General features: G+C 65.2%; 18 protein-coding genes. 5 read left to right on the top strand and 13 right to left on the bottom strand.

Features of this window, described 5'->3' with window-relative positions; genetic code table 11:
* Positions 1 to 7: 7 nt before the first annotated feature.
* The 5 genes from H3V08_RS06300 to H3V08_RS06280 are packed head-to-tail and all read left to right on the top strand — an operon-like array spanning position 8 to position 5,942.
* Complete coding sequence (locus H3V08_RS06300) at positions 8 to 1,150, top strand: DUF3801 domain-containing protein (RefSeq protein WP_198181980.1); 1,143 nt, start codon at positions 8 to 10, stop codon at positions 1,148 to 1,150.
* Positions 1,147 to 3,390, top strand: coding sequence for a hypothetical protein (locus H3V08_RS06295; protein ID WP_198181979.1), 2,244 nt, complete (start codon positions 1,147 to 1,149; stop codon positions 3,388 to 3,390). The genes H3V08_RS06300 and H3V08_RS06295 overlap by 4 nt, the downstream gene beginning before the upstream one ends.
* Before the next feature lie 2 nt (positions 3,391 to 3,392).
* Positions 3,393 to 3,686: a hypothetical protein gene (locus H3V08_RS06290; protein ID WP_198181978.1), complete on the top strand. Its 294-nt coding sequence runs from the start codon at positions 3,393 to 3,395 to the stop codon at positions 3,684 to 3,686.
* Positions 3,676 to 4,149: a hypothetical protein gene (locus tag H3V08_RS06285; protein WP_198181977.1), complete on the top strand. Its 474-nt coding sequence runs from the start codon at positions 3,676 to 3,678 to the stop codon at positions 4,147 to 4,149. The genes H3V08_RS06290 and H3V08_RS06285 overlap by 11 nt, the downstream gene beginning before the upstream one ends.
* Positions 4,125 to 5,942 (top strand): VirD4-like conjugal transfer protein, CD1115 family, encoded by a 1,818-nt coding sequence (locus H3V08_RS06280; protein WP_198181976.1) that lies wholly within the window; start codon positions 4,125 to 4,127, stop codon positions 5,940 to 5,942. The genes H3V08_RS06285 and H3V08_RS06280 overlap by 25 nt, the downstream gene beginning before the upstream one ends.
* Here H3V08_RS06280 and H3V08_RS06275 read toward each other — a convergent pair.
* The 13 genes from H3V08_RS06275 to H3V08_RS06215 form a co-directional block, all read right to left on the bottom strand.
* Entirely contained in the window at positions 5,877 to 7,019 is a 1,143-nt protein-coding gene (locus tag H3V08_RS06275) for a hypothetical protein (RefSeq protein WP_198181975.1), read from the bottom strand. The two genes, H3V08_RS06280 and H3V08_RS06275, sit on opposite strands and share 66 nt — an antisense overlap.
* Positions 7,016 to 7,546: a hypothetical protein gene (locus H3V08_RS06270; protein WP_198181974.1), complete on the bottom strand. Its 531-nt coding sequence runs from the start codon at positions 7,544 to 7,546 to the stop codon at positions 7,016 to 7,018. The genes H3V08_RS06275 and H3V08_RS06270 overlap by 4 nt, the downstream gene beginning before the upstream one ends.
* Positions 7,547 to 7,556: 10 nt before the next feature.
* Positions 7,557 to 9,158: a lytic transglycosylase domain-containing protein gene (locus tag H3V08_RS06265; protein WP_198181973.1), complete on the bottom strand. Its 1,602-nt coding sequence runs from the start codon at positions 9,156 to 9,158 to the stop codon at positions 7,557 to 7,559.
* Positions 9,158 to 11,521: a VirB4-like conjugal transfer ATPase, CD1110 family gene (locus tag H3V08_RS06260; protein WP_232340433.1), complete on the bottom strand. Its 2,364-nt coding sequence runs from the start codon at positions 11,519 to 11,521 to the stop codon at positions 9,158 to 9,160. The genes H3V08_RS06265 and H3V08_RS06260 overlap by 1 nt, the downstream gene beginning before the upstream one ends.
* Before the next feature lie 5 nt (positions 11,522 to 11,526).
* Positions 11,527 to 11,874: a PrgI family protein gene (locus tag H3V08_RS06255; RefSeq protein WP_232340159.1), complete on the bottom strand. Its 348-nt coding sequence runs from the start codon at positions 11,872 to 11,874 to the stop codon at positions 11,527 to 11,529.
* 12 nt (positions 11,875 to 11,886) lie between these two features.
* Complete coding sequence (locus H3V08_RS06250; RefSeq protein ID WP_198181971.1) at positions 11,887 to 12,750, bottom strand: hypothetical protein; 864 nt, start codon at positions 12,748 to 12,750, stop codon at positions 11,887 to 11,889.
* A 10-nt stretch (positions 12,751 to 12,760) separates the two neighbouring features.
* Positions 12,761 to 13,081: a hypothetical protein gene (locus H3V08_RS06245; RefSeq protein ID WP_232340157.1), complete on the bottom strand. Its 321-nt coding sequence runs from the start codon at positions 13,079 to 13,081 to the stop codon at positions 12,761 to 12,763.
* 215 nt (positions 13,082 to 13,296) lie between these two features.
* Positions 13,297 to 17,265, bottom strand: coding sequence for an LPXTG cell wall anchor domain-containing protein (locus H3V08_RS06240; RefSeq protein WP_198181969.1), 3,969 nt, complete (start codon positions 17,263 to 17,265; stop codon positions 13,297 to 13,299).
* A 115-nt stretch (positions 17,266 to 17,380) separates the two neighbouring features.
* On the bottom strand, positions 17,381 to 18,487 hold the full coding sequence (locus tag H3V08_RS06235; protein WP_198181967.1) for a hypothetical protein: 1,107 nt from the start codon (positions 18,485 to 18,487) through the stop codon (positions 17,381 to 17,383).
* A 161-nt stretch (positions 18,488 to 18,648) separates the two neighbouring features.
* Positions 18,649 to 19,419 carry a hypothetical protein gene (locus H3V08_RS06230; protein WP_198181965.1) on the bottom strand — a complete coding sequence of 257 codons (771 nt, stop codon included), beginning with the start codon at positions 19,417 to 19,419 and terminating at the stop codon, positions 18,649 to 18,651.
* A 114-nt stretch (positions 19,420 to 19,533) separates the two neighbouring features.
* Complete coding sequence (locus tag H3V08_RS06225; protein WP_198182165.1) at positions 19,534 to 19,821, bottom strand: hypothetical protein; 288 nt, start codon at positions 19,819 to 19,821, stop codon at positions 19,534 to 19,536.
* The gene (locus H3V08_RS06220; RefSeq protein ID WP_198181963.1) at positions 19,821 to 20,045 is read right to left on the bottom strand and encodes a hypothetical protein; all 225 of its coding nucleotides are present in this window, start codon (positions 20,043 to 20,045) and stop codon (positions 19,821 to 19,823) included. Before H3V08_RS06220 ends, H3V08_RS06225 begins: the two co-directional genes overlap by 1 nt.
* Positions 20,042 to 20,650, bottom strand: coding sequence for a ParA family protein (locus H3V08_RS06215; protein WP_198181961.1), 609 nt, complete (start codon positions 20,648 to 20,650; stop codon positions 20,042 to 20,044). Before H3V08_RS06215 ends, H3V08_RS06220 begins: the two co-directional genes overlap by 4 nt.
* Positions 20,651 to 20,665 lie beyond the last annotated feature (15 nt).

Genomic DNA, 20,665 nt, shown 5'->3' with positions numbered 1-20,665 from the left:
GACAACCATGGCAATAGAAGAGCAGATATCATCCAGGCTCGCATACATCGGCCAACAGGCGGCCGGCGAGGCGGCCCGGCTCACCGTCAGGATCAGCGGACGGCTTGCCGCCCAGCTGGCCGGTGCGGGAGGGTGGAGCGTCCGCAAGACAGTTGATGCCCTGAGGGACCGAATCGACAGCGGACGCATGAGCGAGGGACGGCTCCAACGGGTCGCCGGCGGCGACATTCATGAAATCGAACTCGACCCGGAAAGCCTCCGTGCCGTCGGCCGCAGCCTGAAACAGGCCGGCCTGGACTTCGCGATAGAACACGACGGCGACGAGCACTACCTGCACTTCCAAGGCCGTGACATCGATCACGTCCAGCACGCCGTCGCCCGCGCCTTCCGCAGCATCGGTCTGGAGCTGGACCCCGACTCCTTCGCCCCCGCGCGGAGTGCGGGCGACAGCGGCCAGGCCGCCAGGCAGGCCCGGGAACAGGCCAGCCGGAACATGCCCACACACAGCAAGAGAAAAGGCCCCTTCACCATGGTCTTCAACACCGTGGAATGGGACCGGAACGCCAACATCATCACCTCCAACCTCAAGCAGATGCAGATACCCTTCACGCAGGATTCAGGCCCGGGCAATGACCAGCAGAGCTTCACCTTCGATGCCTCCTACGCCCCCGCCGTACGGTCCTTCATCGATGCCTACTCGGACAAGGTAGATCATTTCAGCACCGACCGCGTGGAGAACTACGACCAACTGTGCGACCCGTCCACGGCCCCCGCCGAGACGGAACACCACGGCCCCGCAGAAACCGAAACCCCGGCCATGGACGACGGGGACCGGCCCGCCCCCGCCGGACGGGAGAAGGCCCGACCCGCAGGCACGCCGCGCAAGGCTCACACGGAGGGGCGGAAGAACACCCCGCCGGCCGCCGAAACCGCCAAGACTGCCAAGACTGCCGAAACCGCCAGCCCCGCCAAGACCGTCAGCAAAGGCAAGGACGGCATGACCGCCAGGCCCGGCAAGGCCGCGCCGGCACAGACGGCCAAAAAAGACCGCAACGAATTCCTGACCATGCTCAACAAGCGCACCGAGCACAAGCTCGCCGAGAGCAAGGAAGCCCCCAAGCGGGCCATCAAGCACGGAAAGGGACGATGATGGACTACGCGACACGGCTCGCCATGACCGCCCGGATGCAGGACACCATCAACGACATCCGGGAGGAGGAACGCGGTCTCAACCCCATCGGCTGGGTCATCCAGGACGACACGCTGCGTGTCATCCAGCCCACGTCCATGAGCGGACCGACCGTGCGAAGAGGCCTGACGGTGGACCCCGACACCATACTGGTGCTCTCATACACCGCCGACCGGGAAACCGGGGAACTCTCCCAGTCGGAGTCATGGACCTTCCCCAACCCCATCGAAAACGACCTGCGCGGCCCCACCGACATGTACGCCAACCGGGTGCTGGGAGAGGCGCTGTTCGACCTGTCCAGACGCGACCAGCGCCCGATCGATGCCCAGGGTGCCAGTTTTTCCAAGCCCGTGACCCTCGCAGACCCCATCAGCGGTGCAGAACTCCCCAAAGGTTGGCACGCCGCCACCGAGGATACCGTGGCCAGACGGACTGCAATGGAGCCGGACCTGGTGCGCGCCTCATACCTGCAAAAGGCCCTGGACGAGACCCCCAGACCATTCGCCTGGGCGATGGAGGAGGGGGGGAAGGACATCCACATCGTGGCCTGGAGCGACCTGAAATCCCCCCAGGGGGCCGCCTACACGTTCACCCACATGCAGTACGACGACCAATTCGGGCGGCCGATTCTCGAGACCCGCGCCTACACGGAAGTACCCGAACGGGCCAAACCCGGACCCATGGACGAAAACCGGATGATGGACGAAAGCGTGAGACTGATCCACTACTACCAGCAGGAAGTCCGTCACCCGTTAGGCACCGAGCATCCGCCCGAACCCGACTACATCCAGGGCGGACTGGTCCGGCAGGGGCAGCAGCCGCAGATCCTCACGCCGCGCGGGACACCCGTCCCGCAATGGGACCGCATGATCGCCCGGTTCACCAAAGTCACCCTCGAAAGAGCAACAAGACCAACGTCCCGGGACCACGGGACGCCAAAGAAAGGAAAAACCATGGCAGAACAACCGCAGTATGACGAGGTTCACGGGATTCTCGTCGTCATCGACAACACCGAACGCCTCAACGCACGCATTGAGGGATACGCCACAGGGCTGTACGCGGCCTGGCGCGATAACCCTCAGGCAGAAGTGAGCGACGAGGGCATTGAGCAAGTTGCGGCGGCCATAGCCCAGGACGGCATCGAGCAGTACAGGGTCACCGAAGACCATCAGGTCCGCCCGTCGGCCGAGGTGATGGCCGGTGTCACTGCCGGTGTCGTGGAGCGCATGCGTGAACACATGGAGTTCCTGGGCATGGTCCGGGACTCGCCGGCCAAGGACGAACCGGGCGAAAAGAAAACCCAGTGGGCCAGGGTCGGCATTCCCTCCCAATATCTGCGCCCATACCAGATGAAGGCCAAGGACGGGCGGACCTTCGAAAAGGCCATCGTCAACATGCCCAATGGCACCAGGGTCAACGGTGTTGACGTTTCCGGGTACGCCCTCGACCGGTTCATGTCCGACTCCATGCGCCAGGCAAAGGCCAACGGGCGGCGCGTCACGCTCAGCTTCCCGACCGACAAGCGGATCGAACTCTTCAAAGGCAAGGGGGCCGAACGCAAGACCCTTCAGCTCGACAACCCGTGGGAACTTGTCAAAGGCATCAAGGCCAGCCTGCAACCCCGCAGGGAGGAGCAGGCCGCACGGCCCGGACAGGAGCCGGCCTCTCCCGCCCAGGAACCCGCCCAGGCTCCGCCCGCCCAGGCCGCGCCTGTCCAGGAACCCGGCCCGAACCCATCTCAGGACGGCCCCCACGAGCTGGCCGCCTACATCCAGGCCGACGAGAAGACCGGCAAGGCCATGAAATCGGTGCTGGGCTCGGCCGCCCGGGACATGGCCGCAGGCAACTACGACCGGGACCACGCCAGGGAGGTCGTGCAGCGAATCACCGACAAGGCGGCCGAACGGTACACCGGCCCCCAGGGGCCGCGCCCAGGAGGTCCCGCTTTCAGCAAGGAGTCCAGGGCCGCCGCCACCGAGGAAATCATGAAGTCCGTCGATGCTGGAATCCAGGCCAGGGCCGAAACCCCGCAACAGGCCCACCCGGCCCCGCAGCGGGACGGTGAGGCCACCGGCCGGCCGGCCGCCGCAGGCAAAAGCAGCTTCATGGCCGACCTTGTGCAGCGGACCGACAGCAGGATGCAGCAGCAGGCCCCGGCCATGGACGTGCAGAAACACGCACACTCCAAGGGGAGCCGCTGACCATGCCGGAGCAAGAACCCGTACGTGTGTGGGTGACCGGCCAACTGCTCACAGATCCACGGTACGACCAGGACGGGGCCGGCTTCGACCTGGTTCTCGCCCAACCCGACGGACAGGAGCTTGCCGTCGGGGTCATGGCCGGACCGGACCTCGCCGGCTACCTGAAGAGCCGCCAGGCCCGACAGAGGGACACCATCCTGGTCGTCGGGACCGTGGACGAGGAGGACGGCCGGCCGATGCTCACGGCACAGGTCATCTGCTGCGGCACCAGTCTGGACGGCTCCCATGCCGATTGACCCGACAGCAGGCTCCACCCTGCTGGTGACAGCACACCCCGGCTCCCATGCCTGCCAGCTGGCCGACATGGGGGCCGCCCCCGACCGGACCATCGACCCCGACACCCCCGCCGGGCGGCTTGTCGCCATCATGGCCGGCCGGGAAGATGCCCTCCTGTCCGACCAGGGGGCGATGGCCACGGTGGTGCCGTTGCCGGCCGGCAAGCCGGCGGCCGCCGGCGGCGGGAGCCATCTCCCCGTCCGCCAGGAGACGGACACGACACCGATCCAGGTCCAAAGCCTCCCGGACACCCTGGAGATCCCCGCCCTCCTGCGCCGAGAGGATCTTCTGGACCGGATATCGGAACGCGCCACCGACTACATCAGAAACGGCGATGGGAAGAAAAAACGGCGGAGCGGCCGCGCCCACGCCGGCACCAAGGAAAGGAAAACGCAACCATGCGCCACAGCAACCGAGCAGTGATCGCCGTCACCGAACTGGCTGCCTTCTGGGCGGCCGACCTTGTATGTATGCAGGTCCGCCACCTCGCCGCCGCCGGCTCGGACCTGACCGACATCCTGCAACAGGCACCCATGGTCCTGTACCAGGACCCGCTCAGGCTCAGCTTCGACCAGATGGACATGCTCGCGGGGCTGACGGCGGCCGGCATCATGGCCCTGGTCTGGTTCTACCGGTGGATCGACCGCAAGAACTACCGGGACCGTGAGGAATACGGCTCGGCCGAATGGGGCGAGGGTCGGGACATCGAACCCTACTGCGATCCCGAGCCGGCCGAGAATCTGCAAATGACCGCCACCGAGGCGCTGAGCCTGGACGTGAACGCCACCCACCGCAACCTCAACGTGGCCGTGATAGGTGGTTCGGGTTCCGGAAAGACCAGGGGATATGTCAAACCCAACCTGATGCGCATGAACATGAACTACGCAATCACCGACCCCAAGGGGGAGATCTACCGCTCCTGCTCCGATGCCCTCCGGGAACGGGGGTATGCGGTCCGAAAACTCGACCTGGTGGACATGGCCACAAGCGACAGGTTCAACCCCCTGGCCTATATCAACCCGGACAAGCCGGAGGAGTCCATCATGCTGCTGTCGGACAACCTGATCCGCAACACCGAGGAGCGGCAGAACGCAGGAGCCGGCGGCGACCAGTTCTGGACCAAGGCGGAGAAGGCCCTCTACAACGCGCTGCTCACGTTCGTGTACTACACGGCCGAGCATCCGTCCATGCCGGCCATGATTGACCTGGTGGCCGCCATGCAGGCCAGCGAGGAGGACGAGCAGGCCATGAGCGAGGTGGATGCCCGTATGTCCGCGTCCCGCGACATGATCCGGGAAGTGCGGGAACACCCCGACGAGTGGGACGACGAGGTGCACCGGATCGTGGATGGCCTCGACTTCGCAACAGCCCAGTACCGCACGTTCGAGCAGGGTGCCGGTGAGACCAAGAAGAGCATCATCATCAGTGCCGGCGTACGTCTCGCCCCCATGCAGGTTCCCCAGGTGAGGGCGCTCCTGGGTGGCCACGAGGGCACGGACACCATCGGCCTGGACGATTTCTGCGACGGGGGCCGGACGGCCCTTTTCCTGGTCCTGCCGGACACAAACAGGACGTTCAACTTCCTGGCCGCAATCCTCTACCAGATGCTTTTCGAGCGCACCATCTACGAGGCCGACCACACCCCCGAGGGCCACCTGCCCGTCCCGCTGCACTGCTTCCTGGACGAGTTCGCCAACATCGGACAGATTCCCAACTTCGAACAGCTGATAGGCACCATCCGAGGACGATGGATATCCGTGAGCGTCATCCTTCAGGACATCGCACAGATCAAGGCCCGCTACAAGGACAACTGGGAGACCATCGTCGGCAATTGCGACTCGATCCTGTGCCTGGGTGTCGGCAAGGGCGACGAGACCACCCCCAAATGGGTTTCCGGACTCCTGGGCAAGGAGACCATCGACCTGCGCGACAACAACATCACCAAGGGCAGCCACGGGTCATTCACGATCAACAACAGGCGCGCCGGGAGGGAACTCCTCACCCCGGACGAGATAGGCAAGCTCCCGGACGACCGGTGCATCTACCTGCTGCGTGGCGTAAAACCCTTCCTCAGCGCAAAGACCGACCCGGACCGGCCGGTGGCCAGTCCCAGGTCCAGCCTGCGCCATACGCCCGGCTGGGCGGCCATGTCACAGGCCGGGGTCCCGGTCAGGGAGTCCCGTATCAGGACCGCTTGGGGCCGGCACCGACCATGACGGCCGGCCGCCTCCCTGCCCCGCTCCGCCTCCGGCGGGCGGGGCATTGTTCTGTCCATCCACGAGCTGCGGCGCGACCGTCCCAGGACCCGGGGCCACGTACGTCGGTGACTGCGGTCGGGGCACATCCGCCTCCCTGGCCGCCGCTTCAGCAGCCTCCCGGGCCTGGCGTTCCGCGTCGGCCTGCACGGATGTGGCCAGGCGGTCGAGGTCGGTCGCGGCCTGGGCGGCCTCGGCGAGGTTGTCCCGGTCGACCCTGCGGCCCCGCCAGTCGTCGGCCAGGGCGGCCAGGGAGCGGTGGTCTTCGGAATCGGGCGCACCGGCCAGGCCGTCGGCCCTGCCGACAAGCCCATCCAGCATTCTGGCCAACTCTTCGGCCCGAGTGTCCATGAGCGACCCCCACACCTTGTCCAGCCGCCTGCACGCACGCCCGATTCTGGCCGCCTGGTCCGGTCCACGGCCATCATCGAGGGCGCTACGGACCTCAGCCACGGGGCCGGGAAGAGAGCCATCGTCGGCGACCGGACTGGCGGCCACCTTCTTCAGCAGATCCTCCGCGTCCCTCCTGGACCTGGCAAGCTGCCCCTTCTGGACCTGCCGCCGGTCATGACCGGCCTGGGCGGTCTGCCCGTCCACCGGACGCATCGCGAGGGTCACGCCGGCGTAGCCGATGCCGGCAAGCATGACCGTGGCGAGGGTGAACGCGACGGGCCGGGCCAGGCTGCGGACATGGCCGCGCCAGGCCATTCTCGGCCGTTCCTCGCATATCTCGGCCGGGGGGACGGCCGGGAACGTCTGTGTGGCCTCGGTGTCGCGGTCCGGGGCCGGGGCGGTGGATGCCGGCCTCCCGTGCTGGGTACGGCGGAACGGCCAGATCGAGCGTGCCCGCTCCGGGGGTTCGGGCGGCTCCCCGGCCAGCTCCGGGCCGACCTGCGCCGCCTGGTCCGCCCAACGGCGGAAGTCCGGCCAGGCGGCCGGCGAAGATGCCAGTTCCCCGATCAGGTCCCAGTATTCCGGGTCCAGGGCCATGCGGTACAGATCCCCGCACGACTCACGCCCCGACAGCGGCCCGCTCATGGGCGCGGCCCGCCGGAAAGGGTGTACGCCCCCTCGGCCGGACCCTGGACCATGACGGCCAGCCAGCCCGCCTCGTTCGTGTACCGGTACTGGAGTATCCACGGGGACTCCAGACCGGTCCACACGCTGCACACCGCCATCGACCGGTCCGCCCCGGTGTTCAAGGAACCGGTGAACGTCTCGACCGGCTGGGGGGCGATTCCGGACACGGGCACATCCAGACCCTGCGCATCTTCGGTGAACCAGGGGCCTTTCAGCCTGGAACGGTCCTCGCCCATGTACGCCTTCAATGTCCGGGGAGCCAGATCCACACAAGCCGCCGAGGCCGTGGCGGCCACGGACCTGCCGGGGGCGGTTTCCGGCCGAGGGGTCGCCGCCGGCTTCCTCGATGTCGCTACCGGCTCCGGTTCCGGCGTGGTCGTGGCCATCCGGCCATCATTCAGGCCCGAGAGCAGCCAGCCGGCCGCCAGGACGGCCAGGGCCGCCAGAATCGTCAGACCGGCCGACAGTTTCGCTTTTCCGCTCATGTCAATCCCCTTACCTGATGAAAGAGACCCCGCCGCCGAAACCGGCAAGCTGGGCCGCGCTTATGGTTTCCGTGACCACGGCCATCCAGCCCGTGCCGGACTGGCTGATCATGATCGACCCGTCCGCGTTCACCGCCTCGACCACGGCCACATGCCCGTAAATGGGGCTGCTCCCGTGCACGCCGCCCTGGAAACACATGACATCGCCCGGCGAGGGCTTGGACGACACCTGCCATCCCAGCGAGCGGGCCTTGCCCGCCCATTGCGCGCCGTTACCCATGAATGGATCCACCGGCCGGCCGATCTGCGCCCTCCGTATGGCCGCCCACCAGGTGCACTGGAACCTGTCGTAGGTGGGGGCCGCTCCCTCATTCGTGCCGGTGGCGGGCACATTCACATGCCAGCCATCCGAGTACATGACCAGCGGCGGTACCAGCTGCCCCGTGCCGCCCCCGAAATCGTCGTCGTCGCCTTCCCCCTGGTACTTGACCATGAGACTTCTGATCCGCGCCACATACTTTCGGGTCTCCTCATACGGGGGGATGCCCCCTGCGGACAGGACCGCGCCGGAGCCGGCGTTGTAAGCGGCCAGGGCCAGGTCCACCACATCGCCGCGCACCCGGCCCTGGTCGAGGTGCGACTGCATCTGCGCGGCCAGGGAGCACATGTAGTGCGCCTGGGTCCAGATGGCATCATGGGGGTTCATCACATCGGCCCTGCCGTCCCCGTCCCCGTCCATGCCGACGGAAGCCCAGGTGCCCGGCATGAACTGGGCGATGCCCTGCGCGCCGGCCGGCGAGCCGGCATTCGGGTTCCAGCCGGACTCAGCCTCGATCTGCGCGGCTATCAGCGGGGAGGTGATGACCGGGCACACCGTCCCGGCCCGTTCCACATCCGCCTGGTACTCGGCCGGAACATTGGATATCTTCGGCTGCCGGCTGGTGGCCATCCACGTCATGGCCGCCACCAGCACCAGGGCCACGGCCATGACTGCGGCGACCACGATCATCGCCTGCCCGCCCATGGCTCCGGCCACGGCCTGCGCGGTCCGGCCGACACGGGCCGCCAGCCGCGTCACCGCCCTCCCGGTCGCCTCCGCCGCCTGTTCGGCAGCCTTGCGCATCTGGCCGGCCGAACGGCGGGCCGCCGACCCTCCGCGTCGGATTAAAGTGGCCATCCTCCGGCCCGAGGCCCGGCCGGCCGAGGCGGCCACCCCGCCCGACCTGCGGACACCGGATGTGGCCAGTTTCGATATCCCGCGGCCCGTCTGCAAGGCGATTGCGCCCTCGGCCCCGTCGCTCCTGTCGGATGCGCCCGCCTGAATGGCCGCCCCGCTCCTGTTCGCCGCCTTGCGGCCCTTCCTGGACAGCGAGTCGGACCAGCTGCGTATCCGGCCACGTGCAGACGGGCGGGATGCCTTCCGTCCCGCGCCCGTCCCCGGCTGGGTAGGCTTGCGGTGTCCGGAGAGATTCCCCCTCCGAATGTCCGAGGTGATGGACAGGCGGCCCTTCTTGATGGCATCGGCCAGGCCGGCTCTGCGCGCCCCAGCTCCGCGCAGCCTGGAACGGAGCACATGGGAAGGGCCTTCGCCGGATTTGGACTCGCCGGCCATCAGTCCTCGAACTTCGTGTCGAACAGCCTGTACAGCTCGCCGTCACTCGGAATCCGGCCATCGAACGGCACATAGGCCGAATCCACCTTCATGAGGCCCTGGCCGGGGAGGACCCCGGTGAAAGCGGTACGTTCCTCGTCGCTGAGTTTCAGCAGGTCCTGTAGGGCATCCGCGTCGGTGGGCGTTTGGTCCAGAAGAACCAGGAAATCCGAGTTGGAGAGCATCTTGCGGGCCGAATCGTCCTCCAGCATGTCCTCGATGTTCTGGGTGATGCCCGTCACCCCGAGGCCGTACTTCCTGGCCCTCTTCCAGATGTCCAGGAACTGCTCGCTGGCGTAGACGTTCCTGAAGAACCGGTGGAACTCGTCGATATACAGCCATGTGCGCCTGCCGGCGGCGCGGTTGCTCCTGACCCGGTTCCACACCTGGTCCATGATGACCATCATGCCGAACGTCATTAGCTCCCCGCTCAGGTTGTGCACGTCAAAGACCGTGAACCGGTTGCCCAGATCCACGTTCGTCTGCCCGTTGAATCCGGACAGGCTGCCCCTGGCGTACTGCTCCAGCCCGATGGCCAGGTCGTGCCCCTTGGCCTCGCCCGTGGCCTCCAGCGCCTCATACAGGTCCAGGAGCGTGGGCTGTTCCCCCTCACCTCCCGTGTCGCGGAATTTGCGGAACAGGGCCATGGCGCACCGGTCCACAAGGCCAAGCTCGACCTTATCGAGTCCGTTCCGGCCGCCCAGAAGTCCGCCCACCATGTTGGTGACGGTCGCGGCCTTCTCCGCAACCACATCGACCACATCCGAAGGGTCCAGGTCAAGTTCCAGGTCCATGGGGTTGATGCGGTCCCTACCCCCGGCGCTCACCTCAATCCTTGACCCGCCGAAAGCCTCGCACAGCGGCAGGTACTCGCGTTCGGGATCTATCACGATGATGTCGTCGTTCCGTCCCAGGACCACGCCGGCCATTTCAGCCTTGACGGTGAAGCTCTTGCCGCCGCCAGACGTTCCCAGGAACACCCCGTTGGCGTTCATATGCCGCCGCCGGTCGAGGGAGATCAGATTACCGGACCTGGAGTTTCTGCCGTACACGATGCCCCCGGGGGTGTAGGCCTCCCTGGAGGAGAACGGGACCAGGATGGCCGCCGCGTTCGTGGTCAGGGTGCGCTTCATCGGCAACGGGTCGTGGCCCAGCGGCATTTCCGCGACAAGGCCCTCCGGCTGCATGTAGGTCAGGGTTTCGGCTTTGCAGGACTGACGGGCGGCGGCGGCCACCACGTCCTTCACCGTCTGATCCAGGGCTTCCCTGCTGTCGGCGCTGACCCCCACCACGATGATCGTGTTCACCAGCCGTTGGTTCGAATGCTGAAGGTCGGCCCTCAACGCCGTGATCTGGTCCTTGTCCTCCTGCAAGTCGGCGGGGATCATATCCGGGGGCAGGTGCTGTTTCTCGGCCTTCTTCCGTCGGTCGCCGATTTCCATGTCGAGTTCGGCATCACGTCGCTTGACGATGGACAGGCCCTCATTCTTGTCATAGGGTTCCAGATGCACCGACACCTCGATGTGGGCCTTGATGCCCGCTATGTCGCTGAGCAGTTGGTCCGACAGGTCTGGCGGGAACTCGCCTATCCACAGGCACCTATGCCAGGTCTGCCGCCCCATTGACTCCAGGACCAGGGTCTTGGGGTCCTTTCGGGTCACGGACCATGGGCAGATCCAGTCCTTCGCGCTGGTGCGGGAATCGGCGAACCGTTCCTCGGTGAAAGTGAAGTCGTCATAGGGGCGCAAAGTCTCGGACAGGAGACGCAGGCGGTCCGCACGGAGCAGGCGGGTGGCCTTGCAGCCGTCGATACCATTCAACTGCGCCGTGAGCCGCATGGCCACACGGTTCAGGGTCGTGGTCGCCCTGGACGGGTCGCTTTCCTCGATGCTCACCGTCAGGGTCTTCACGGTATCCGTGTTGCTGGTGGCCGAGCCGAGCAAATGCCGCAGGTTACGGTTGTAATCCCGCCTGAGCACGTCATAGGGGTCACCCCGGTCCGGCATCTCGCACTCCTCCAGCATCTTCTCCACGCCCTTGGTGCGAGAATGCACATTGATTTGCAGGCTCTCGCCCGCGCCGAAACCGTTCAGCACCCCGGCCCAGCGGTCGATGATGTCCAGCTGGTGGTCTTCCGGGGCCATTTCGTAGTTGATGTCCTCAATCAGCAACGACACCGACCAGCGGTTGTCTCCCAGGTAGGCAATGCCGTTTTTCAGCATGGAATCGAAGCCAAGCATCTCCTTGGCCGTCTTCTGCTTTTTCCTGTCTGGCTTGGCCGGTTCCTTCTGGCGGTCGCGGCCCTTCTTCTCCTTAGGGAACAAAACTCTCACCTCTCCTTCATGCTTGGCTTGGCCGGCGAAGCCGGCGCGGCGGCCGGACCATCCTGGAGCAGGGTCCGGGGTGTGGTCCAGTGGCGGATCACGTATACGAGATACTTTTCGGGTTTCAGCCCCTTGGGCCGCCACCATCCATAGGCGGCCAGCGGCAGGGCGATGGGCATGACCACCCAGTTGGCCTGTCCGCTGGGAATGCCCAGTTTCAGCCACAGCAGCAGATACAGCGGTATGCCCAGCGTCGTCATTAGACCGGCTGCCAGGCACTGCCTCCAGGTCATACCGAAGAACACCTTCGGCTCGACCGTGCTCACCTCCCGGTACACGGGCATTTGCAACATCAGTGTCTCCTTTCACTCCCCGCCGGTGATGGCGCGGGCGGTCTGCTGGGCGATCAGCACCATCCCGAGCAGCAGAAGGCTGGCCATGAGCAGCTGGCCGAAATTGCCGACGATCCAACCGGATACCGAGTCGCCCTCCTGGTAACTGCCTGCGCCCATGACCCCCTTGACCATCACCCGGTACAGATAGATCCCGAGCCACAGGCACGCGCCCCTCACCCCCACGGCCGCGTAGCTTTTGAAATAGCTCACCCCTATCGCCTTGGTCTCCTGATGGCACAGGAACACCAGAGGCAAGGCGTTGAAACATGTCAGCATGTAGAACTGGACGAACACCAGCATGATGACCACTGACACGATTACCTCTGCCAGCTTCGAGACCACAAACGGGATGATCAACAGGACGATGCACGCCACCTGCGTGCCCCATCCCCCGTCCTCGATGGGCTTGCGCATCTGGTCCCCCAGGCCGGCCGCCTGCTGCACTGCCTCCAGCTTTGCCACATCCGAGAACTTGCCGGTCATAAGACCCACCAGGTAATCAATGAGCTTGACGAACATATCGGCCGACCCGATGGCCAGCACCACCAGCGACCCCTTGAACATCGTCACTCCCACAAGCTTGGCCCCCGTCTCGCTGTCGCCCTCCGTGGTGGAGGTGATGCGCACGAACTCCAGGAGCATCACCACGGCAAACACCATCATGGCCACGGGCTTCACTGCCCAGTTGGCGATGTTGGTGCTTGCCTCGTACAGGCCCCTGTTGTACTGAATCGGACTCAGCAGCAGCTGGTTGACCGTATCATCCCCGACCCCGGACCCTATCGCGTTCAGCAGGGATACACAGGTGTCCGCCATGCCGCTGGCCAGAACCATCCCCTCCATATCAGACCACGTGTGAGAAAAGCTGGGCGGCGACGATAACCATGATCCCGCCGATGGTCTTCCATACGCCCTGCTTGAGCTCCGGGCCGTTCTGGTCGTTGAGAGCACCGGCGATGGCGACCACTCCCCATACGGTCCAGAGGGCCCCGCCAATGCTGACCCAGGTAACCATGATGCCTTTCACATCGCTGAAGATTGACTGGGCATCTGCGGCCAGCACTACGTCGGAAGCCATCCGGTACGGCAGGGCCTTGGCCCACAGGTGCACGGAACGGGCCGCCTCCAAGGCCGGCAAGGCGACGGTGTGTAATGAATGAAACATGACTACTCCTAGCGTGTATCGCACATGAAGTGTGCAAGAGAAGGAAAACGGAGTGACCGGCGACCGTTAGAAGGGGGGTAAAGTCACCGGTCCTCCGCCGACCCGTGGCCAGATTTGAACTGAGGGCCACGGGGATGGAATCCCGCCCGAAAGAGGAACATCGGGCGGGAAGTGTTAGGGGGTCCGCACCCCGCCGGGGGCGCGGACCGTGTGGCTCACCTGGAGCCGGGGATGTGCCGGTCGTCCGGCTGGGCCGTGCCCTGGCCGCCGGCAACGGAGGCGGTGCGGAGACGGCGGGATTGCAGCCACCGGCCGCCTCCCAGGGCGGCACCGGCGACGACCGTCAGCATGAGGGCCATCAGCAGGATCCATGCCACGTTGGAGCCGGTGTCGGCCAGGGCCTCGACCCTGCCGTTCCAGTCGTCGGTGTTGGATTCCACGGTGGTGTCCCCGCACATGGCCACACCGTCGATGACAACGGCATCCTTGGGTGCCTGGGCCGTGTCCGGACCGTTCTGGCCGAACGGGTCGTTGTCGGCCGGGACCGGGCATGGGGTCAGCGGTGTGCCGGTGGCCTTGACGCGATCCGTGTGGTGGTCCGTGACACCGCGCAGGGTGCCGTGGATGTCCACGTACCCGCCCGGCTTGAGCCGGTGTTCCGCCCACCCGTCGGGGTAGCGCCAGTCCACCACCTGGCCGTCACCGGCCACGGTGCGGTCGTCAAGCCGCAGGTCGCGGCCCAGGAAGACGGGGCCGGTGCCGGTCTCCGGGTCGATGCCCGAGTCGTTGAAGACGCGGACGGTGATATCCGTGTCCCCATCGACCGTCAGGGCCTGGGAGGGGTCGTTGCGGTCGCCCTCCTCGATGCCGGACGCGGTATCGAACTTGACCACCCGCAGGCGGGGGGTCATGTCCGGCGTGCGGGTCCAGACCACGTTGGAGACGGTTTCCTTGTCCTGGTAGTACTCGGTGAACCTGTTCTCATGCCGGTCGGTGGTGGCTATGCGCTGGCACTGGATGTAGGCCACCCAGCCCACCTCGCGGTCACCGGACGCGGACACCAGGGCCAGGTAGGCCGGGGTGGCACGCAAGGTCACCTTGCCGGTCTGGTCCTGGTCCATGGTGAACAGGTCCCCGCCGAACAGGGAGGTGTCCATCCCGGAGCCGGCTATCTTCTCGCCCTGGCGTGCCAGGGGGTGGCCGTTGCGGTACAGGTCCCGGCTGGCGTACACCGCCCACTGGCCGGTGAACCGGTCCACCGACGGGTCAAGCTGGTCCTCGATGCGCCACTGGTCGGTCTGCGGGTAGGCCCTGTCGGCGGGAAGGACGCTGCTCTCAAGCCGGTACAGGAACAGGCCGTCCTTGTAGATGCTCTTGCCGTTGGAACTCTCGCCGTTGACCTTCACCACCACGTCCTTGGCCGGATTCAGCGGGGCGAGGGGGGTGTGCACCTGGTTGGTGGCCTTGCGCACGGAGTTCGTGACCTGGACCGCCTCGTTCTTCACCACGTGGCCCTTCTCGACCTTGATGACCTTGAAGGGAACCACCAGGACGTAGGTGCGGCCGAGAAGCGCCTGATCGATGGCCGGGTCCCTGAGCGGGTCGTACCTGTCGGACTCGGCGTAGGCCTTGAGGTCGGACGGCTGGGGGTCGCCCTTGGCGGTCATGCCGGTGGCGGGGATCTCGGTGTCCACGGTCCTGGCGAACGCGTACACCACGCCGTCCCTGACCTGGATGTTGAACGCCTTGGTGTGGTCGCGCCCGTCGGACCCCTGGACCTCGATCCCCGCAGGGTCGATGCCCAGGTACTCCTCCTCGAAGTCGTCCACGACACCCAGCCTCCACACCCTGTACGCGGTGTCGGCCTGGAGCGCGTCGATGGTGACCCGGTACACGCCGGTGTCGCCCAGCATGAGGGTCTTCCCGTCGATGCTGATGGTCTGGTCCTTGGAACTGACGACCTGCTTGGACGGGTCCATCTTCGGGGGCGTGTTGAACACCTCGTTGCTCGGGGTCAGGCTGTTGTTGATGGTCAGCATCCACCGGTTCCCGACCTTGGTGTCCGTGGGGGCGTCCTTGGACACCGTGCCCTCGAAACGCACCTGGATACGGGGGTTGCCACCCGCCCTCCACTGGCCTATGAGCGCCTGGTCGGTGAAAACGACCTGCACCATGTGCGCGTCGTCGTCCCACACGGTCCGGTACCTGTTCTTGGCGACCACGCGCCCGTCGCCCAGGTCCATGATCTCCAGCGTCTGCTTGTCCACCTCAAGCCACCGGTCGTACACGTCGGTAAGCACGACCCGCTCGCCCTGGTAGGCCAGCAGGTCGGGCAGTTTCGGCTGGGTGGTCAACTGGTACTCGACCCGCTGGCCCGGATGCACCACCTTGCCGTCAACGCTGGCCTGGTCGCCGCCCTGGCTGGCCTCGGCCACCACGTCCTTCCTCACCGGGGGCACGTACCCGCAGATGCCCGGCTCGTTGGTGTCCACGGTCTGCCCGTTGACCCGCTCGGAACCCTTGTTCACGAACGCGGGGCCACCCGGGGTCCCGGCGCAGAAGGTCAGTTCGTCGCCCGGCCTGCGCCCATGGTCCTTGCGGACCTGCTCCGCGCCCTTGCCGTTGGCGAAGTTCACCGTGAACGGCACCAGCATCGTCACCTGGAGGCCGCCGCCCATGCCCTTGAGCCGGTCGCGGTACGCCTGCTTGGCCGTGGCCGTGGCCCGCCCTGCGGACACCTCGATGTCGAACATGTCGGTCACATCCCGACCCACGGCCGTGATGTCGTCCACACTGCTCTGACGATAATGGCCGTCCGCACCCGCAGCGGCATCAGCCTCATACACGCGGATAGCGTCACGACCGTCCTGATCGACCAGGTAATCCGCAGCCGACCAATCATCCGTCAGCACGAACACCCCGGGAACCTCGACCAGATCCGGGTCCACGGTCGCGTTCACCACACCGGCCACACGGTCGCCGTCCATGAACACATGCCCGTCACCGCCGGTCGCATCCGAACGCGAAGGATCCACCACCGCGTCCCACTTGCCGGCCGCGCCGTTCCACAACACCCACGACTTGTCCGGGTTGGGCTTCCACGTCGGAAACTCCCCCGAAGGGGTCTCCTGGTCCACCTCGACGGACGAACCCTTCCAATACACCGAACCCGTATCACGCACACGGCCCGTCTCCGGCCCATGCACCACAACATCAAGCTCATACACCAGCTCATGATCATCCGGAAGACGGCCACCCGTCCACGTCGCCGTCGCCAGATCGCCGGCGGGCGTGGAACCGTTCGGGGTGCCGAAAGCGAACTGCCCCGACACATCCCGGCCATCGGTCAAATCCGTGACGCGCTGACGCTCGATCGTATACTGCTTACCCTCCGGGAAGAACAGATCCCGGATGACCAGGGCCTTGACACCCCGGCCGGTACCCGTGAACACCTTCGTATGGTTGGACATGGAATCCGCACTCGTACCCGGCTGAACCGACTTCGACGGCGCAGCGGGCGGAACATCCGCAGGAATCGGCTCATACTGATTCAAAGTGACCACGACAATACTGGTCGAATCACTCGTATACTGATCCACCAGCGAATCAATCGACGTACCGGGCTGATCGGTAAAGGTCGAATTGTGCTTATAAGTTGCACCGTTGTTGCTGTATAACTGGCCACGGACGGTGTTCATCCAGGCGCTTATCCAGTCGCTTTTCAGGTGGTGGGCCTCGCCGCTGAACTGCTTGCTGGGGCCGGTCATGACACCAACGCCGGTCACGCGGCACTGCCCCTGGCCGAACTGGTCGGGGTGGGCCTCGTTGAACCGGGTCCAGCAGTTGGCGTTGGCTTCGTTCAACGCCTTCTGCGCGTGGGCCACGCCGCCCGGGAGCATGGTGACCCCCATCCGGGCGAACGCATTGTAGACACTGTTCAAATCCGCAGCGGGGCCGAACGCGCCATCATCCGCATCATGGTAGGCCCACGTCACCTGCGTGGCCATCACCCCGCCGCCGGAGCCGTCCGAATTGCCAGCACCGCCACCGGCGAATGCTGCGGGGACACCCGCCATCATCGAGGCCCCCGCCACGACGGCGGCAAGGCCCTTGCGCAGTATCGCCCCGGAGTCCAGTTGCCGGAGCCGACCGGCCCAGGCCCTGATCTTCCCTGACTTTTGCATATTATTAATTCCCTTCCGATATCATGAAGGGGACGGCCTTATGGTCGTCCACAGTAAAAGCCAGCGGGATCGAGTACTTGGTAGGTGTCAGTCCCGCTGGCACATCTTTAATCAATCACCCAATGCCGCAGCCGCCATCCGGCCTACAACCATGCATTGAGTTATCAGGCTCATTAAGAAAGTCATTCCAGCTCTGGCTGTTTCCTTGTGGTGTTGAAGGTGCGGGTGCGGCCGGCGCGGGGGCTGACCAGCCGCCGCCTCCGCCGCCCTGCCCGTAGGAGGGCCGGTAGGAGGGCGTGTACCCGCCGCCGTAGGAGGGGGCCGCCTGCTGGACGGGCTGAGCCGCTGCCTGTGCCGCTGCCTGGGCGGCTTGTTCTGCGGCCTGCTGGTCCGCCTGGGCCTTGGCCTGCATGGAGGCGTTCACCTGGTCGATGGCCGACTGGAGCGGACCGGCCGCATCACGCCAGGCCTTGGCCTTGCCGCCCTTGGTCTGCCCGGCCAGGGTGATGGCGTTCTGGAGGGCCTCTCGGGTGGCGTTGTCCGCCACCTTCCCGTCGCTGTCGCCCAGCAGCCTGGAGGCCTCTTCCTTCTTCGCGGCCAGGGCGGCGCGTGCGTCGTCCAGGTCCTTCGCGTCCCGGGAGGCCAGCACCGCCTTCGCGGCCCTGTCCAGCTTGCCGTACCTGCCGTTCAGATCCTCCGCCTTGTCGGCGGCGGCCTTCAGCTCCCCGGTCGTCATGGACGCATCGCACCTGACCGGCTGCGGCTTGATGCCGCCGGCGTTCTTGACGGCCCTGGCCATGTCCACCACCGTCTTGGCATCCTTGACCTGATCGGAACTGATGGCGGCGGCCTCCTGGTAGCGTGCCGTCCTCGCGGCTGCACCACCGGCCGGTTTCTCCAGACGCGCCACGGCCACAGAGCACCGCTCAACAGCCTCGGTATGCTGCACCCAGTCAAAAACGAAGAAAGTACCAAAGCCCATGCCCGCAATCACACCGCACCCCAACGCGAGCCGGAGGATCCAATCCCTGATCGCATCCAACTTGTTCCTGGTCTTCTCTTTCCTGAGTTGTGCCTCGCGTTTTGCCTTGAGGTCCTGATTGAGTTTGCGAAGCCGCGCGTTGTTTTTATCATCCGCGCCTGATGACGTGATCGTATCGGGTTCCCTTGTATCGGACTGGTCTTTCGTGCCCTGGTCGCCTGGGGCGTATTCCTTGTCCATGATTCCCTCTTTCTCGGCCTGGGCCGCTCAGTTCTTCTCCAGACTCGCACGAATCGGAGAAAAAACGGGTCCCAACGAGAAAAAACCCGATTTTTTTTCCGACCCGTCGTCCTGGGGTCCTCGGTACTTCTATACTTCAGTACTTCGATACTTCTGTACTTCTATATTTCTGTGGCGGCCTGCTTGTCCGCCTGGGTCTTGGCCTGCATGGAGGCGTTCACCTGGTCGATGGCGGCCTGGAGCGAATCGTACGCATCCCGGCAGTACCTGATCTTGCCCTTGGACAGGTCGGCCAGGATGATGGCCTTCTGCAAAGCCTCGCGGGTGGTGTTGTCCTCCACTTTCCCGTCGCTGTCGCTCAGTAGCCTGGATGCCTCCTTTTCCTTCATGCCCAGGTCGGCGCGGGCATCATCCAGGTCCTTCGCGTCCCTGGAGGCCAGAACCGCCTTAGCGGCCCTGTCCAGCTCCTCGTACTTGCGGTCCAGAGCGTTCCCTTCAAAAGCGGTGTCATCAAGCTGCCACCAATTCGCAGAGGCATCACACTTGATGATCTCGGGCTTGATGCCGCCGGCATCCTTGACTGCCTCGGTCATGTCGGCCACCGTCCTGGCATCCTTGACCTGATGGGAGTTGACGGCCCAGGCCTTCGTCCAGAGGTCTGCCCTGGATGCAGAGGCCTCCTCCAATCTGGTCGCAGCTCTGGAACACTGTTCTCTGCTTGAGTTGGTTAGGAATGTCCCGATGCCGAAAAGGAAGAGGGACACTACAAACAGTTGGAAAAAAATACGGAGGAAGATGCCCTGAGCAATCGTCTTCCAGTCGGGTCTTTCGTTTGCATATCCCGTGGATTCGGGCGTTGGAATGGTCTGGGTGTCCTCCATCTCGGATGGGGTCCTGGTCTCCTGCTCCCCTGGGGTGTGTTCCTTCTTCATGATTTCCTCTTTCTCGGCCTGGGCCGCTCAGTTCTTCTTCAGGCTTGCGCGGATCGGTGAAAACCGGGGAAACCCGATTTTTCCCGACCCGTCGTCCTGGGGCCGGCGGTACTTCTATACTTCGGTACTTCTATACTTCGGTAATTCGTTACTGTTCAGGTAGTTGCGCAGGGCGATGTCGATAACCTCCTGCATGTGTATGCCGTGTTCCAAGGCGTGCAGTTTCACGGCACGTCGTGTCCCCTCGCGCATTTTGATGCTGGTCTGCACCCAGGGGCCGGTTTCCGGCTCGGCGGCCGGCCTGGCGGTGGGGGAGGGGTCGGGTTCGGCGGAGAAGGCCTCTCCCAGGGCCTGCGCGTCGGTGCCGTGGACGGATACGGGGGTGAAGTTCAGATCCTTCATCAGAACAGCCTTCCAGTGAAGTGGAGGTATTCGCCGTAGACAAGGCCTGCTACGGCAATAAGGTTGATGACCTTGGTCATGATGGCCTCGATGGCGTTGAGAAGGGGGTCGTCCACCCATCGCCACAGCAAGGCCAGGCACACGCCCAGTAGGCAGTTGAGCAGCATGTAGGCCGCGAACACGGTCGTGAGCCAGGCCGCCTGGAATATCAGTTGGTGTTTCATGCCGGAATCTCCTTCATCATTGTTTCGAGTTCCCCGTATGCCTGCGCGTACTCATACAGTTTGCCGGGAGCCGTTCCCATGCATGACTTGATTGCCTGGCGTTTGCGGATGACGGCATCGAATCGGGGCGTGTGCTGGGCGCTGAGCGCTTCCGTCACGGCCCGGTACAGCCTGGTGCGTGGTTCGGTCCGGCACAGGAGGACGGCGGCCGGTACCCTGTTGCGGATGCCGTTGAGGGTGCTCCATGCCTGTTGCAGGTCCAGCTCGGTGTCGGTTGAGGGGACCACCACGAAGTCGGCGGCCTCGACGGCGGCCACGGCGATGGCCCCGGCCGGAGGGGTGTCGATGATGGTCAGGCCCTCGAATCCGTCGCGGTCCAGCCGCTCCACGTCCAGCAGTTTCGCGTCCTGGACCAGGAAGGGGAGGGTGTCGCCGGACTCCTGGGCCTCCAGCGCCCACCTGGCCGCGCAGGATTGTGGGTCGGCGGCCAACACCCTCACCCTCGCCTCGGGGTCCTTCCTGACAGCCGCCGCCGCCAGGTACATGGATGAAGTCGTCTTGCCCACCCCGCCCTTGGCTGCCGCCAGGGCCACTGTCTTGTTCATGATTCGCCTTTCCGG

Origin of the sequence: Bifidobacterium sp. M0307 (assembly GCF_016100445.1) — a bacterium.
Lineage (GTDB): Bacteria > Actinomycetota > Actinomycetes > Actinomycetales > Bifidobacteriaceae > Bombiscardovia > Bombiscardovia coryneformis.
The sequence above is the reverse complement of the archived record's forward strand: the minus strand, read 5'-3'. Positions and strand labels throughout refer to the sequence as shown.

Bases quoted from the DNA above. Each gene is read 5' to 3' on its own strand.
- H3V08_RS06270 (WP_198181974.1), bottom strand. From the start codon at position 7,546: ATGAGCGGAAAAGCGAAACTGTCGGCCGGTCTGACGATTCTGGCGGCC.
- H3V08_RS06220 (WP_198181963.1), bottom strand. From the start codon at position 20,045: ATGAAACACCAACTGATATTCCAGGCGGCCTGGCTCACGACCGTGTTC.
- H3V08_RS06285 (WP_198181977.1), top strand. From the start codon at position 3,676: ATGCCGATTGACCCGACAGCAGGCTCCACCCTGCTGGTGACAGCACAC.
- H3V08_RS06245 (WP_232340157.1), bottom strand. From the start codon at position 13,081: ATGTTTCATTCATTACACACCGTCGCCTTGCCGGCCTTGGAGGCGGCC.
- H3V08_RS06215 (WP_198181961.1), bottom strand. From the start codon at position 20,650: ATGAACAAGACAGTGGCCCTGGCGGCAGCCAAGGGCGGGGTGGGCAAG.
- H3V08_RS06290 (WP_198181978.1), top strand. From the start codon at position 3,393: ATGCCGGAGCAAGAACCCGTACGTGTGTGGGTGACCGGCCAACTGCTC.
- H3V08_RS06235 (WP_198181967.1), bottom strand. From the start codon at position 18,487: ATGGACAAGGAATACGCCCCAGGCGACCAGGGCACGAAAGACCAGTCC.
- H3V08_RS06300 (WP_198181980.1), top strand. From the start codon at position 8: ATGGCAATAGAAGAGCAGATATCATCCAGGCTCGCATACATCGGCCAA.
- H3V08_RS06280 (WP_198181976.1), top strand. From the start codon at position 4,125: ATGCGCCACAGCAACCGAGCAGTGATCGCCGTCACCGAACTGGCTGCC.
- H3V08_RS06295 (WP_198181979.1), top strand. From the start codon at position 1,147: ATGATGGACTACGCGACACGGCTCGCCATGACCGCCCGGATGCAGGAC.
- H3V08_RS06225 (WP_198182165.1), bottom strand. From the start codon at position 19,821: ATGAAGGATCTGAACTTCACCCCCGTATCCGTCCACGGCACCGACGCG.
- H3V08_RS06240 (WP_198181969.1), bottom strand. From the start codon at position 17,265: ATGCAAAAGTCAGGGAAGATCAGGGCCTGGGCCGGTCGGCTCCGGCAA.
- H3V08_RS06275 (WP_198181975.1), bottom strand. From the start codon at position 7,019: ATGAGCGGGCCGCTGTCGGGGCGTGAGTCGTGCGGGGATCTGTACCGC.
- H3V08_RS06255 (WP_232340159.1), bottom strand. From the start codon at position 11,874: ATGTTGCAAATGCCCGTGTACCGGGAGGTGAGCACGGTCGAGCCGAAG.
- H3V08_RS06250 (WP_198181971.1), bottom strand. From the start codon at position 12,750: ATGGTTCTGGCCAGCGGCATGGCGGACACCTGTGTATCCCTGCTGAAC.
- H3V08_RS06265 (WP_198181973.1), bottom strand. From the start codon at position 9,158: ATGGCCGGCGAGTCCAAATCCGGCGAAGGCCCTTCCCATGTGCTCCGT.
- H3V08_RS06230 (WP_198181965.1), bottom strand. From the start codon at position 19,419: ATGAAGAAGGAACACACCCCAGGGGAGCAGGAGACCAGGACCCCATCC.